17 protein-coding genes are annotated in these 13,626 nt (G+C 74.0%); 10 read left to right on the top strand and 7 right to left on the bottom strand.

Annotation, left to right across the window (positions count from 1 at the left end; genetic code table 11):
• Positions 1–158: 158 nt before the first annotated feature.
• Both OO62_RS28530 and OO62_RS28525 read left to right on the top strand, forming a co-directional pair.
• Positions 159–380, top strand: a complete 222-nt coding sequence (locus OO62_RS28530; RefSeq protein ID WP_006606369.1) for a helix-turn-helix domain-containing protein — start codon at positions 159–161, stop codon at positions 378–380.
• A 114-nt stretch (positions 381–494) separates the two neighbouring features.
• On the top strand, positions 495–1,274 hold the full coding sequence (locus OO62_RS28525) for an enoyl-CoA hydratase/isomerase family protein (RefSeq protein WP_033270575.1): 780 nt from the start codon (positions 495–497) through the stop codon (positions 1,272–1,274).
• A 65-nt stretch (positions 1,275–1,339) separates the two neighbouring features.
• Here the strand turns inward: OO62_RS28525 and OO62_RS28520 are convergent, their stop codons facing one another.
• A complete protein-coding gene (locus OO62_RS28520) occupies positions 1,340–2,092 on the bottom strand; it encodes a hypothetical protein (protein WP_033270509.1) in 753 nt (250 codons plus the stop codon).
• 223 nt (positions 2,093–2,315) lie between these two features.
• Here OO62_RS28520 and OO62_RS28515 point away from each other — a divergent pair, with 223 nt between their 5' ends.
• The 5 genes from OO62_RS28515 to amaP are packed head-to-tail and all read left to right on the top strand — an operon-like array spanning position 2,316 to position 4,695.
• The gene (locus OO62_RS28515) at positions 2,316–2,777 is read left to right on the top strand and encodes an Asp23/Gls24 family envelope stress response protein (RefSeq protein WP_033270508.1); all 462 of its coding nucleotides are present in this window, start codon (positions 2,316–2,318) and stop codon (positions 2,775–2,777) included.
• A gap of 36 nt (positions 2,778–2,813) precedes the next feature.
• A complete protein-coding gene (locus OO62_RS28510; RefSeq protein ID WP_033270507.1) occupies positions 2,814–3,011 on the top strand; it encodes a hypothetical protein in 198 nt (65 codons plus the stop codon).
• Positions 3,012–3,017: 6 nt separating this feature from the next.
• Positions 3,018–3,419: an Asp23/Gls24 family envelope stress response protein gene (locus OO62_RS28505; RefSeq protein ID WP_033270506.1), complete on the top strand. Its 402-nt coding sequence runs from the start codon at positions 3,018–3,020 to the stop codon at positions 3,417–3,419.
• A complete protein-coding gene (locus tag OO62_RS28500; RefSeq protein WP_033270505.1) occupies positions 3,416–4,084 on the top strand; it encodes a DUF6286 domain-containing protein in 669 nt (222 codons plus the stop codon). Before OO62_RS28505 ends, OO62_RS28500 begins: the two co-directional genes overlap by 4 nt.
• Before the next feature lie 5 nt (positions 4,085–4,089).
• Positions 4,090–4,695, top strand: a complete 606-nt coding sequence (gene amaP / locus OO62_RS28495) for an alkaline shock response membrane anchor protein AmaP (RefSeq protein ID WP_033270504.1) — start codon at positions 4,090–4,092, stop codon at positions 4,693–4,695.
• Between the two features lie 56 nt (positions 4,696–4,751).
• On the opposite strand, the gene OO62_RS28490 is transcribed toward amaP, so the two are convergent.
• The 6 genes from OO62_RS28490 to OO62_RS28465 form a co-directional block, all read right to left on the bottom strand.
• On the bottom strand, positions 4,752–5,507 hold the full coding sequence (locus OO62_RS28490) for an SDR family oxidoreductase (RefSeq protein WP_033270503.1): 756 nt from the start codon (positions 5,505–5,507) through the stop codon (positions 4,752–4,754).
• Between the two features lie 4 nt (positions 5,508–5,511).
• Positions 5,512–7,296, bottom strand: coding sequence for a glycoside hydrolase family 15 protein (locus OO62_RS28485; RefSeq protein WP_033270502.1), 1,785 nt, complete (start codon positions 7,294–7,296; stop codon positions 5,512–5,514).
• A gap of 108 nt (positions 7,297–7,404) precedes the next feature.
• Complete coding sequence (locus OO62_RS28480; protein WP_033270501.1) at positions 7,405–8,232, bottom strand: SURF1 family cytochrome oxidase biogenesis protein; 828 nt, start codon at positions 8,230–8,232, stop codon at positions 7,405–7,407.
• A 69-nt stretch (positions 8,233–8,301) separates the two neighbouring features.
• A complete protein-coding gene (locus tag OO62_RS28475; protein WP_077192103.1) occupies positions 8,302–8,535 on the bottom strand; it encodes a hypothetical protein in 234 nt (77 codons plus the stop codon).
• 63 nt (positions 8,536–8,598) lie between these two features.
• On the bottom strand, positions 8,599–9,627 hold the full coding sequence (locus tag OO62_RS28470) for a DEDDh family exonuclease (RefSeq protein ID WP_078617396.1): 1,029 nt from the start codon (positions 9,625–9,627) through the stop codon (positions 8,599–8,601).
• Positions 9,628–9,988: 361 nt separating this feature from the next.
• On the bottom strand, positions 9,989–10,690 hold the full coding sequence (locus OO62_RS28465; protein WP_033270500.1) for a Type 1 glutamine amidotransferase-like domain-containing protein: 702 nt from the start codon (positions 10,688–10,690) through the stop codon (positions 9,989–9,991).
• A 150-nt stretch (positions 10,691–10,840) separates the two neighbouring features.
• Between OO62_RS28465 and OO62_RS28460 the strand changes: the two genes are divergently transcribed.
• The 3 genes from OO62_RS28460 to OO62_RS28450 are packed head-to-tail and all read left to right on the top strand — an operon-like array spanning position 10,841 to position 13,575.
• Positions 10,841–11,764 (top strand): sterol desaturase family protein, encoded by a 924-nt coding sequence (locus OO62_RS28460; RefSeq protein WP_033270499.1) that lies wholly within the window; start codon positions 10,841–10,843, stop codon positions 11,762–11,764.
• Positions 11,761–12,477, top strand: coding sequence for a lysoplasmalogenase (locus tag OO62_RS28455; protein ID WP_033270498.1), 717 nt, complete (start codon positions 11,761–11,763; stop codon positions 12,475–12,477). Before OO62_RS28460 ends, OO62_RS28455 begins: the two co-directional genes overlap by 4 nt.
• 54 nt (positions 12,478–12,531) lie before the next feature.
• The gene (locus OO62_RS28450) at positions 12,532–13,575 is read left to right on the top strand and encodes a zinc-dependent alcohol dehydrogenase family protein (protein ID WP_033270497.1); all 1,044 of its coding nucleotides are present in this window, start codon (positions 12,532–12,534) and stop codon (positions 13,573–13,575) included.
• The last annotated feature ends 51 nt before the right edge of the window (positions 13,576–13,626 follow it).

Genomic DNA, 13,626 nt, shown 5'->3' with positions numbered 1-13,626 from the left:
AAGTCGCGCGTGGGCGGCCCGCCGGGCGGGATTCCGGCCCGGCTGAGGGGCCGTCCGCGGGCAAAGGATGTCGTACTGACCTTGCGGAATGGGTGGCCAGGAAGCCGGGGAGGGGTGATCATGAGAGTCCAGAGCGCACTTCCCACGAGGAGGCACGGGTGGCCGAGACTCTGAAGAAGGGCAGCCGGGTGACCGGCGCCGCGCGCGAGAAGCTCGCGGCAGACCTGAAGAAGAAGTACGACTCCGGAGCGAGCATCCGGGCGCTGGCCGAGGAAACCGGCCGCTCCTATGGATTCGTGCACCGGATGCTCAGCGAATCCGGCGTGGTCCTGCGTGGTCGCGGCGGAGCCACAAGGGGCAAGAAGGCCGCCTCGGCCTGACGGCCGCGACTCCGGGTAGCAGCGGTCTCCCCCCGGTCGGCCGAGCAGTCGGCCGGGAGGTTACCGTTCAGTCACTTACGCACGCAGGTGCGGCTGGCTGACTCGGAGGCGCTCATGACTCTGCTCGACAAGGACGGCGTGCGGCTCACCGTGGACGGTGACGTCGCGACGGTGACCCTCGCCAATGCGGCCAAGCGCAACGCGCAGTCGCCTGCCATGTGGCGGGCGCTGGCCGAGGCCGGTTCGCTGCTGCCGGGAAACGTCCGGGTGGCGGTGTTGCGCGGAGAGGGCAAGTCCTTCTCGGCGGGCCTCGACCGGCAGGCGTTCACGCCCGAAGGCTTCGACGGCGAGCCGTCGTTCATCGATCTGGCACGTGGCACGGACAGCGCACTGGACGCCACGATCGCCGAGTACCAGGAGGCTTTCACCTGGTGGCGGCGCAATGACCTGGTGACGATCGCCGCCGTGCAGGGGCACGCCATCGGCGCGGGCTTCCAGCTCGCGCTCGCCTGCGACCTGCGCGTGGTCGCCGATGACGTGCAGTTCGCCATGCGCGAGACCAGCCTGGGGCTCGTACCGGACCTGACCGGCACCCACCCCCTGGTCGCGCTGGTGGGCTACGCCCGCGCCCTGGAGATCTGCGCCACCGGGCGCTTCGTGCACGCCGAGGAGGCCGAACGGACCGGCCTCGCCAACCTCGTGGTGTCCCCGGACGACCTCGACGCCGCGGTGGCCGACCTGGCCGCCGCGCTCCTCGCCGCACCGCGGGACGCCGTGATCGAGACCAAGGCCCTGCTGGCCGGTGCGGCGGGCCGGGACTACGAGGAGCAGCGCGTCGCCGAACGCGCCGCCCAGGCCCGCCGGCTGCGCGATCTGGCGGGTGTGGGGGAGTAGCGGCTCCGGCGTCCCCGGGGAGCCGTACCGCTCCCCGGGCCGCCGCTTCTCGTCCGCCGCGCGCCTCACTCCGGTTCGACGTCCGTGACCAGCACCGCGACCGTCGACGGCCGGGGCGGCGCGGCGGCCACCGCCTCCCGCACGGCATGCGCGACATCCAGCGCGCGATAGCCGGCCTCGACCGCCAGCTCGATCAGCACGTGCCCGTCGGCCGGCCGCACCGGACGGGACCGGCCGCCGAGCACCGGCGCCAGACGCGCCACCCCGGACACCCCCAGCGCCGCGGCGGCGATGCCGGCCGCGCCGTCCTGAGGGGCGCCGGCCGAGTCCTCCGCCGCCGGCCCGGGCGTACCGCCGGGGTGGGCCGGCGGCTCCGGCGGCGCGGCGGCACCCGGGGGCTCCGCCGCCGGCCCGCCCTCGCCCGCCTCCAGCAGTTCGCTGACCCGCAGGTCCACCACTCCCACCACCAGCCCGAGCTGCTGGAACGCCGCCTCCAGCAGCGCCGTGCGCACCTGGTCGGCGAGGACCGGCAGCGGCCGGTCGGCGACCGCGGCGAACTCCGCCTCGATCCGCAGCGGGCCCGGCGGCAGTGCGCTCGGCGGCGCCGGCACGGCGGGCTCCGCGACCTGCCCGGGATCGGCGAGGGACAGCCGCAGCGGACCCAGGCGCACGCCCGCGGGGAGGCCGGCGGCCGTCCGCAGTACCCCGACGGCGGCCCGTTCGGCGATCCAGGACCCGTCCGCGGGCCCGCCGAGCGGCAGCACCCGGCCGATCCCGAGCTGGCGGCGCACTGTCTGCGCCCACTGGTTCCCGGCCACCGCGTCACCCCTTTCCCGGCAGGTCTCCCGGCCCGTGCCGGAGTCCGTAGCCGGACTGTGTCCCCAGCCTGCCGCAGACCCGCCGGTACGGCAGGGCGATGCGCCGGACGGAGCCGTACGGAACACCCGGCTGCCACACTCCCGGAGCGGTTCCGGGGTCGCGGACCTACTGTGAGGATCGGAGCGGGTGGACCGCTTCTCCCCGCGGAAGGGACGAACGACGATGAGCGAGAGCCAGCAGCAGGCAGTGGAGTCCAGGACGCCGACGAAGAGGGGCGGAGGTGACCCCGGGTCACGGGGCCGCACCACCATCGCCGACGGCGTCGTGGAGAAGATCGCCGGTCTGGCGGCCCGGGACGTCGTCGGTGTGCACGCCATGGGCAGCGGGTTCGCCCGCACGATGGGCGCCGTACGGGAGCGGGTGCCCGGCGGCGGGCGTGCCTCGACCGCGAGCCGCGGGGTGAAGGCCGAGGTCGGCGAGGTGCAGACCGCGGTGGACCTGGAGATCGTGGTGGACTACGGCGTCGCCATCGCCGATGTCGCGCGTTCCGTCCGGGAGAACGTCATCGCCGCCGTGGAGCGGATGACGGGCCTGGAGGTCGTCGAGGTCAACATCGCGGTCAGCGATGTGAAGTTGCCCGACGAGGCAGACGAAGAAGAGGAAGCGGAGCCGCGGCTCCAGTAGGCGGTCCCGTCCGGAGCAGTAGCGAAGGAGCGCACGATGAGCATGGCCGTGGTCGGCCTCTTGGCCGGTATGGCGCTGGGCTTCGCCGGATACTTCGGCGGTTTCGGGGCCTTTGTCCTGGTGGCGGCGCTGGGCGCCGTCGGGTTCGTGGCCGGGCGGTTCCTCGACGGGGACCTGGAAGCCGGCGATTTCTTCCGCACGCGCTCCGGCGACCGTTTCGACCGGCGGCGGTGAGGCCGGGTGACAGCCGTCCACCCGGCGGCCCCGCCCGCCGCTGCCGCTGACGTACCGGCGGGCGGGCGCGGGGCGACCAGCATCGCGGACCGGGTGGTGGCGAAGATCGCCACCCGGGCCGCGCGTGAGGCGCTGCGCGAGGAGTCACCGCAGGCCCGTACGGACGCCCATGCGACGGTGACCGTCCACCGCCGCGACGACACCGAGCACTTCGGCGAGGCGCGGCTGCGCATCGCCGTCGAGCTGCGCTACCCCTCGGACATCGGCGCGCAGTGCCGCGCGGTGCGCCGCCACGTCACCGAACGGGTCAAGGCACTCGCGAACATGACGGTGCCCGAGGTCGCGGTCGAGGTCGAGCGGTTGCGCTCACCGCTGCTGGAGGGCCACGGCCGGGAGAGGGTGCAATGAGCGACGACGACGCACAGCGACCGGACACCCGGCCGATGCCCACCCTCGACAAGGAGTCCGGCGGGCCGGACGACGGGGCCCGTCCCGCCGCCGGGGACACGCCGGAGCCCGTCGCGGCCGACGGCCGGACCGGACGCTTCTGGTCCGCCCGCCGGGTGCCCGCCGCGGTGGTCGCGCTCGTGCTCCTGGGCGCCGCCGGGCTGCTGCTCTACGACGTCGCCGCGGTGCGCGCCCACCACCCCGCGATGGCCTGGCGGCGGCACCTCGCCCGCGAACTGGCCACCCGTCACCTCGACGACTCCTTGGTGCTGGGTCCCGCCGCGCTGGCTGTCGTGCTCGGCCTGTGGCTGATCGCGCTGGCCGTCACCCCCGGCCTGCGCCAGGTGCTGCCGATGCGGCCGGTCGCCCCCGGTATCCGGGCCGGACTCGACCGGAAGGCCGCGGCGCTGGTGCTGCGCGACCGGGCCATGGAGGTCTCCGGCGTCCAGTCCGTGCGGATGAGCGTCAGCCGCCGCAAGGCCACCGCGCGCGCCGTCTCGCACTTCCGTGAGCTGGACGAGGTCCGTGCCGACCTCGACGTGGCGCTCGGCGAGGGGCTGCGGCAGCTCGGCCTGGCGCACCGGTTCGGTCTGACCGTGCACGTCCGACGCCCGAAGAAGAGGTGAGCGCGATGCCCACGGCCCGCAGAACGGCCAACCGGGTGCTGCTGGGCCTGGCCGGTGTGGTGCTGCTCGGCACCGGCGGGCTGGTGCTGTTCGGCGGCCTCGGGCTGCCCGCCAAGTGGCATCTGGGCCTGCCCGCCCACTGGCCCTGGTCCCGCCCCGGCGACGTCCTGCTCTCCGCCCACCAGCGCACCCGCTGGACGCACGAGGGCTGGTGGTGGCCGGTCGTCATCGCGGCCCTGGCCGTGTTCGTGCTGCTGATGCTGTGGTGGCTGCTGGCCCAGCTGCGCCGGCACCGGCTGCACGAGATGCTCGTCGACAGCGGCGACGGCGAGGGCGCCCTGCTGCGGGGCCGGGCCCTGGAAAGGGTCCTCGTCGCCGAGGCCGAGTCCCTGGAGGGCGTCGACGGGGCCGGGGTCCGGCTCACCGGCCGCCGTACCGAGCCGCGGCTGCGTGCCCTGCTCGCCCTCGCCCCGCACGCCGACCCCGGGGGCGTGCTGCTGCGGCTGTCCGACGAGGCGGTGGCGCACGCCCGCCGCTCGGCCGGGCTCGACCACCTGCCGGCGGACGTACGCCTGCGGGCGGTCAAGCACCGGGCGGAGCGGGTGAGTTAGCGCGCCGGCACTCGCCGACCGGCGCCCGTCGTCCCGGTCCTGGCGTCCGGAGTCCGTCAGAAGCCGTGCCGGGCGCCGCCGTCCACCGGCACCATCACGCCGGTGACGTACGACGCGGCCGGCGACAGCAGGAACGCCGCGACCCGGCCGTACTCCTCCGGCTCGCCGTAGCGGCCCAGCGGCACCGCGGCGGAGTTGCGGGCACGGGAGCCCTCGGGGTCGCCGGAGAGCGCGTCGAGCTGGGTCATCCGGTCGGTGGCGATCCGGCCGGGCAGCACGCCGAGGACGCGGATGCCGCGCGGCCCCAGCTCGTTCGCGAGCGACTTGGCGAAGCCGGCGAGGCCGGGGCGCAGACCGTTGGAGATGGTCAGGCCGCTGATCGGCTCGTGCACCGAGCCGGAGAGCACGAAGGCGATCACCCCGCCCTCCGCGAGCTCCGCGGCGGCCGTACGGGCCAGCCGGACCGCGCCGAGGAAGACCGACTCGAAGGCCGCGCGCCACTGGTCGTCGGTGTTGTCGAGGGCCGAGCCCGGTGGCGGGCCGCCCACGCTGATGAGCACGCCGTCCAGGCGGCCGAAGCGCTCGCGGGCCGCCGCCACCAGGCGGTCCGGCGTCTGCGCGTCGGCGTTGTCGGCGGCCACGCCGAGGGCGCGCTCTCCCAGTGAGGCGGCCGCTTTGGCCGCGCTCTCCTCGGTGCGTCCGCTGATCACGACGTTGGCGCCGTCGGCGACGAGTTCCCGGGCGGTGGCGAAGCCCAGGCCGCGGGTCGCCCCGGTGACGATGTACGTCCGGTCGGTAAGTCCCAGATCCATGGCCCTAGTCTGCCCCGGCCCCGCCGAGCAGACCGAAGGCGGTCCCCACCAGACCGATATGGCTGAACGCCTGCGGGAAATTGCCCAGCTGGCGCCCCGCGACCGGGTCGTACTCCTCGGAGAGCAACCCCACGTCGTTGCGCAGCTCCAGCAGCCGCTCGAACAGCTGGGCGGCCTCCGGTCGCCGTCCGCTCAGCTGCAACGCGTCGACCAGCCAGAACGAGCAGGCCAGGAACGCGCCCTCGCTGCCCGGCAGTCCGTCGACCGGGACGTCCCCGCTGCTGTAGCGGCGGACCAGCCCGTCGTGCGTCAGCTCCCGGCGCACCGCGTCGATGGTGCCGACCACCCGGGGGTCGTCCCCCGGCAGGAAGCCGACCCGGGGGATCAGCAGGGTCGCGGCGTCCAGCTCCGCCGAGCCGTAGAACTGGGTGAAGGTGCCCCGATCGGCGTCGTACCCCCGCTCGCAGACCTCCCGGTGCACCTCGTCGCGCATCGCCCGCCAGCGGTCGATGTCCCCGCCCAGCTTCGGGTTCGCCTCCAGCGCCCGTACCGCCCGGTCGGCCGCCACCCACGCCATGACCTTGGAGTGCACGAAGTGCCGGCGCGGGCCGCGGACCTCCCACAGCCCCTCGTCGGGGTCGCGCCAGGTGGTCTCCAGGTAGTCCACCACGGTCCGCTGGATGCTCCAGGCGTGCGGTTCCGCCGGCAGTCCGGCGGTACGCGCGATGTGGAAGGAGTCGATCACCTCGCCGTAGACGTCGAGCTGCCGCTGCTCGACGGCGGCGTTGCCGATCCGCACCGGCGTGGAGCCGGAGTACCCGCTCAGCCAGGGCAGTTCGGCCTCCGGGAGCCGCCGCTCGCCGGCCAGCCCGTACATGATCTGCAGGTCTTCGGGCGCGCCGGCGACCGCACGCAGCAGCCAGTCCCGCCAGGCGCCGGCCTCCTCCAGGTACCCGGCGGCGAGCAGCGAGTCCAGGGTGAGGCTGGCGTCGCGCAGCCAGCAGTAGCGGTAGTCCCAGTTGCGGACGCCGCCCACTTCCTCGGGCAGCGAGGTGGTGGGTGCCGCGACGATGCCGCCGGTGGGGGCGTAGGTCAGCGCCTTGAGGGTGATCAGCGAACGGATCACGGCCGCGCGGTGCGGGCCGTCGTAGCGGCACCGGGCGGACCAGGTCCGCCAGTCCTCCAGGGTGTCCGCCAGCGCGTCGAACGGGTCGATGAGGTCGGGCCGGGGCTCGTGCGAGGGATGCCAGGTCAGCACGAACGCGGTGCGCTCGCCCGCGGCGACGGTGAAGTCCGATCGGGTGGAGAAGTCCTTGCCGTAGGTGGTGCCGTGGGACGGGGTGCGCAGCCACACCGAGTCCGGACCGGCGACCGCCACCCGGGCGCCCTCGGTGGCGCGCACCCACGGCACCACCCGCCCGTAGTCGAACCGCAGCCGCAGCACCCCGCGCATCTCGACGCTGCCGTCCAGGCCCTCGACGATCCGTACGACGTCGGGTGCGCGGTCGCGCTGCGGCATGAAGTCGGTGACGCGTACCCGGCCGGTGGGGGTCTCCCAGACGGTGTCGAGGATCAGCGAGTCGCCGCGGTAGGAGCGCTCGGCGCGGGCCTCGGGGGAGCGCGGGGACAGCGACCAGTGGCCGTTGTCCCGGCCGCCGAGGAGAGCGGCGAAGCAGGCGGGCGAGTCGAAGCGGGGCAGGCACAGCCAGTCGATCGAGCCGTCGCGGCCGACCAGCGCGGCGGTCTGCAGATCGCCGATGAGCGCGTAGTCCTCGATATGTGGGTGCACCCCTCGGGCTTTCCCGCCGGGCGGGTGCGCTACGCGGTGCTGACGGCTGTCCGGGCGACGGCCGCGGCCGGGCCGTTCCGGGGCTGTGGCGTCCCGGGCCGTCGCGTTCTACGCGGTGGCGTCCTCGGTCTCGCGGGCGGGCGGCCCGCCCGGGGCCTCCTCGGCGCCCGCGGCCTCCTTGGCCGCTGCCTCGGCGCGGTCGCGGCGCTCACGGCGTACCAGGATGATCCAGCCGACCGGTACGGCGCCCGCGAACAGCCACCACTGGATCGCGTAGGCCATGTGCGGGCCGATCGAGTCGTGGTCCGGCTCGGGCACCAGCTCCGGCTTACCGCCCGCCGGATCGGGGCCGGTCTGCTCGATGTAGCCGCCGAGCATCGGCCGGCCGGTCCGCTTCGCCTGCTCCTTGCTGTTGATCAGCATGACCTGGCGGGCGGGCAGCCCCTTGGTGTCCTTGATGCCGCTGAACGCGGTGGTCTCGTCGGCCATCATCCGGCCGGTCACGGTGACCTTGCCCTTGGGGGCGGGCGGGACGTCGGGGAACTTGGTGAGGTCGTTGCCCGCCGAGATCCAGCCGCGGTTGACGAGCACCGCGTCGCCGTCGGCCAGGACCAGCGGGGTCAGGACGTAGTAGCCGATGCTCTGCTCGTCGGCGGCGGTGCGCTGACGCACCACGACCTCGTGCGCGGTGTCGTACGTGCCGGTGGCGGTGACCGTGCGCCACATGTCGTGGTGCGGGAGGTCCCGGCCGGGGGCGGTCAGCGCCGTCACCGGGACCGGCTTGGCCGCCAGGCTGGACGCGATGAGCTGATTCTGCGCCACCTTGTGCTCATGGCGGTGCAGCTGCCAGAAGCCCAGCTTGATCATGACGGGGATCAGCACGAGGCCCACGAGGGTGAGGATCACCCACTGCCGGGACAACAGGAAGCGGTACACGGCTCCGACGGTACCTGGGGCGCCCGGGCGGCCCGGCCGCGGGTCCCCGGCAGAGGGGGCCCGCGGCCGTCAGACCCGGTCGACGATGCCCACCCGCCCGTCCGAGCGGGCGCAGTGCGCGCCGCAGTACCACTTGCCGTCGGCCTCCACCCCCTGGCCGATGATCTGGACCCGGCAGTGCTCACAGATCGGCGCCATGCGGTGGATGGCGCAGGAGAAACAGTCGAAGACGTGCACCGCGCCCTGCGCGTGCACCTCGAACGTCATCCCGTAGTCGTTTCCGCAGACCTCACAACGTGCCATGCGCCACAGCGTGCGGGCGGGGCCCGCACGGGGCGAGGCGCGGACGGGTGTGTTGGCCGGGCTTCACCCGGAAGCAGGCGCCGGAAGGACGTCCTGGAGCAGCTGCATGAAGGCCGCCTCGTCGATCACGGTCGTGCCGTACGAGGAAGCCTTGGCGGTCTTGGAGGTCCGGGCGTCCGGGTCGTTGGTCACCAGCAGGCTGGTCAGCCGGGACACGCTCGTCGCCACATGCAGCCCGGCCTCGATCGCGCGGTCCTCCAGCAGCTCGCGGTCCACGGACGTATCGCCCGAAAAGGCGACCCGCATCCCCTGGACGAGCCGGCCGCCCGGTTCGTAGCGCCCCGGATTCGGATACGGGCACGCCGGACGCTTGCGGGACGGCCGCCAGGAGGTGGGGCGGTACGACGCGGCGGCGGCGCGCTGCCGGGGCGCCGGGGCGTCCGACCACTCCGTCAGCGGCTGGCAGGTCAGCAGCGGCAGCCGGAGGTTCTCCCGGGCGGCCCGCCGCAGACTGGGGCGGAACGCCTCGGCCAGCACCCGGGCGTCGTCCAGCGCGTGGTGCGCGCGCTCCTGCACGACGCCGTAGTGGGCGGCGAGCGACTCCAGCTTGTGGTTGGGCAGCGGCAGTCCCAGCTCCTTGGAGAGCGCGATGGTGCACAGCCGCTGGCGCACCGGGGCGGTCGCCGCGGCGCGGGCGTACTCACGGGCGATCATCGACCAGTCGAACATGGCGTTGTGCGCCACCAGCACGCGGTCCGCCAGGCGCTCGGACAGCTCCGTGACGATCTCCGGGAAGAGCGGCGCGTCGGCGAGCACGGCGCTCGTCAGGCCGTGGATCCACACCGGGCCCGGATCGCGCTGCGGGTTGACGAGGGTGTACCAGTGGTCCTGGACCTCGCCCTGTGCGTCGAGTTGGTACACGGCGGCGGAGATGATCCGGTCGTCGCGGGCCAGGCCCGTCGTCTCCACGTCGACCACCGCGTATCCCTGGGGATACCCGGACGGCCAGGGAGCCGGCGGCGTCTGCGGGCCCGGCTGCTGCCCGATCCTCGGGGCGATCGGGTCGGCTGCTGCCATGCGGTCTTCGAGCATGGTCCCTGAGGATACGGGCCACCACCGACAGCCACCGAACCGCCGTCGCCGGAGACGGCCGCCACGGAGGCGTCGACGGGCACAATTCCGCCGCGGGGGAGGGCATTTGAGCGCCTTGCAGACGCTCTGGTGGGGTTCTGTTCCCCAGGCGGAGGGGGGCGGAGGGGAAAACCAGGAGGGACGGGGGAGGGCAAGGGCCCGTAGGGCGGGGCCGGAAGGCGAGCGAATCGGGACAACTCGTCACGACTCGTCAAAAACTGGCCGCTCCGAAATCGGGCCCCGATTCGGCCTGAAGTCGCCGCAAGCGGCCCCGCGAATCCGCCCCCGCGCTCTCGCCGCACTCCTCCGTCGCCCCGGCCCGTCAGCCCGCCAATACCCGCGCCGTCCGGGCCGTCTCGCGTACCGGGCCGTCGCCGTCCGCCTGCACCCGGCGCAGTGTGGCCCCTTCCCTGCGGGTCACCACATCGGTCAGCCGGCCGTCGGTGAACAGCGCGGCGGCGCCGTCGTCGACCGCCCAACCGGCGGGCAGCGCACGGTCGTTGACGGCGGCCAGGTAGCCGGGGCGGCGCGCCGGCTCGCTGTCGTAGTGCGGGCACAGGCTGCCCGGCAGCAGGCCCAGTCCGTCGGTGAGTGGGGCGGGCGGGCCGAAGGAGTCGGAGAAGGCGCTCTCGAACCAGCAGCAGGCCCCGGCGCTGATGCCGCACAGCAGCACCCCGGCCCGGTACGCCTCGCGCAGCACCTCGTCCAGCCCGTGCAGCCGCCAGACGGCAAGCATGTTCGCGGTGTTGCCGCCCCCTACGTAGACGACGTCCTGCGCCAGGACGAAGGACCGCAGATCGGTCACGGTGCGCCGGAACAGCTCCAGATGGCTCGCCTCGCAGTCCCGCTTGCCGAACGCCGCGTGGAACTTCTCGATGTATCCCGGCGCGTCGCCGCTCGCGGTGGGCAGGAAGCAGACCTTCGGCCGCGGCCGTCCGGTGGCGGCCAGCACGAAGTCGTCGAGCAGGGTGTCGGGGTCGTCGGAGAAACCGCCGCCGAGCAGGGCGATGGTGGGTGCGGACATCGGACCTCGCTTCCGTCGTCGTTGCCGGGCGCGTGCCCGGGAGGGAAGCTACCGGCGGTACGCCGCGGCCCGCAGTTGACGGCCGGTCTCACATACTTCTGAGTAACAACCCCTAGCGGCGCCCCTGTCGCCCCCCTTATGGTGCGGGACATGCCGCACCTGCCCGATGTCGTGTTGTGGTCCGTACCGGCCTTCGTCCTGCTCACCGTGGTGGAGATGGTGAGCTTCCGCCTGCATCCCGACGAGGACGCGGAGGGCTACGAGGCCAAGGACGCGGCCACCAGCGTCGGGATGGGGCTGGGCAGCCTGGTCTTCGACGCGCTGTGGAAGATACCCATCGTCGCGATCTACGCGGCGGTCTACGAACTCACCCCGCTGCGGATACCCGTGCTGTGGTGGACGCTGCCGCTGATGCTGCTCGCGCAGGACTTCTTCTACTACTGGTCGCACCGCGGCCACCACGTCATCCGCGTCCTGTGGGCGTGCCACGTGGTGCACCACTCCAGCAAGAAGTTCAACCTCACCACCGCACTGCGACAGCCCTGGACGACCTGGACCGTCTGGCCCTTCTACGTCCCGATGATCGCCCTCGGCGTGCATCCGGCCGCGATCGCGTTCACCTCGGGCGCCAACCTCGTCTACCAGTTCTGGGTGCACACCGAGCGGATCGGCAAGCTGCCCCGGCCCGTCGAGTTCCTGTTCAACACGCCGTCCCACCACCGCGTCCACCACGCCTCCCAGGGCGGCTACCTGGACCGCAACTTCGGCGGGATCCTGATCATCTGGGACCGGGTGTTCGGCTCCTTCGTCGCCGAGACCGAACGGCCGGTCTACGGCCTCACCAAGAACATCGCGACCTTCAACCCGCTGCGGGTGGCCACCCACGAGTACGCCGCCATCGCGCGCGACGTACGGGCCGCCGGCAGCTGGAGCGCCCGCGCCGGCCACGTCTTCCGCGGACCGGGCTGGCGGCCGGCCGCCGCGCAGGGGGAGGCGGCCGGCGCGGCAAAGGGGGAGGCGGCCGGCGCCGCGCAGGGCGAGGCGCGCCCCGCCGTCGAGGAACCCGTCACATGACGCCCCGTTGGGCGGCCGGCGTGCGGCCGTTGCTGTGGGCGTTCGCCGCGCTGACCGCTGTCCATCTGGGAGCGCTGCTCGCCGGGGCGACGGCCGTCGCACACGTCACCAAGCCCGCGCTGATGCCGGTGCTCGCCTGCTACGTGCTGGCGCGCGGCGGGCCGGCCCTGCTGGCCGGTGCGCTGCTGTTCGGCTGCGGCGGCGACACCCTGCTGCAGATCGGCGGGGACACCGTCTTCCTGCTGGGGATGGGTTCGTTCGCGGCGGGCCACGTCTGCTATTTGCTGGTGTTCGCACGGCAGGGAGAGCGGAACGGTGCGGCGCCCGCCCGGCGGGGGCGGACGGCCGGGCTCGCCGCCGGGTACGGGCTGCTGCTGGCCGGCACCGTGGCGCTGCTGTGGCCGGACCTGCCCGCGGAGCTGCGGATCCCGGTCGCCGGCTACAGCCTGCTGCTCACCGCGATGGCCTTCGGCGCGCTGCGGGCGGGCCTCCTGGCCGCGGCCGGCGGGCTGCTCTTCCTGCTCTCCGACACCTTGATCGCGAGCGGTCTGGCGCACTGGCCGCAGCTCCCGCTCCCGCAGTTCTGCATCATGCTCACCTACGCCGCGGCCCAGTTCGCGCTGGCCACCGGGGTGCTGCGGGCCGTCGCCACGACGGCCGGGCGGCCCGGGCCGCGGCCGGCGCCGGTGCGGCCCGGGGCGGGGGTGTCGTAGGGCAGGCGTACCGTGGAGCGGTCCATCTGTTGAAAACGCAAGGAACCGCCCCGCATGCGCGCCACCACGATCCACGCCGCCCACGACATCCGCGTCGACGACGTCCCGGACGCCGCCGTCCGCAAGCCCCAGGACGCCGTGGTGCAGGTGCTGCGGGCCTGCATCTGCGGCAGCGACCTGTGGGCGTACCGGGGCGAGGCGGCGCGCGAGCCCGGCCAGCGGATCGGCCACGAATTCCTGGGTGTGGTCGCCGAGACCGGCCCCGAGGTGTCCGGCTTCTCCGTGGGCGACCTGGTCGTCGCGCCCTTCATGTGGTCCGACGGCCGCTGCGAGTACTGCGCCGACGGCCTGACCACCTCCTGCGTCGACGGCGGCTTCTGGGGCGAGCCCGGTTCCGACGGCGGCCAGGGCGAGGCCGTACGGGTCCCGTACGCCGATGCCACCCTGGTCAAGCTGCCCGCCGACGCCGCGGGCGACGAGCGGCTGCTCACCGGGCTGCTCGCGCTCTCCGACGTCCTGGGCACCGGGCACCACGCCGCCCTCGGCGCCGGCGTACGGCCCGGCTCCACGGTCGCGGTGGTCGGTGACGGCGCGGTCGGCCTGTGCGGTGTGCTGGCCGCCAGGCGGCTGGGCGCCGAGCGGATCATCGCGCTCGGCCGCCATCAGGCGCGTACCGACCTCGCCCGGACCTTCGGCGCCACCGACGTGGTCGCCGAGCGCGGCGAGGCGGCCGTCGCGGCGGTCCGCGAGCTGACCGGCGGCCGGGGCGCGCACGCCGTCATCGAGGCGGTCGGCACCGAGCAGTCGATGCGCACCGCGGTCGGCATCACCCGCCCCGGCGGCGCCATCGGCTGGGTCGGCGTCCCGCACGGCAGCGGCAGCGGGCTGGACATGCGCGCCCTCTTCGACAACAACATCGCCGTCCGCGGCGGCGTCGCCCCGGTCCGCAGCTACATACCGGAGCTGCTCCCCGACGTGCTGGACGGCACCCTCGACCCTGCCCCGGTCTTCGACCTCACCGTCGACCTCGCGGGCGTCCCCGACGGCTACCGCGCGATGGACCGGCGCACCGCCCTCAAGGTGCTGGTCACGCCCTGAGCGCGGGACGGCCGGCACACCCCGAGGGGCGTGCCGGCCGGGGAGTCGCCT

It is taken from the genome of Streptomyces lydicus (assembly GCF_000717345.1).
In the GTDB taxonomy this organism is placed as follows: domain Bacteria; phylum Actinomycetota; class Actinomycetes; order Streptomycetales; family Streptomycetaceae; genus Streptomyces; species Streptomyces lydicus.
This window is presented reverse-complemented; position numbering and strand designations above follow the sequence as displayed.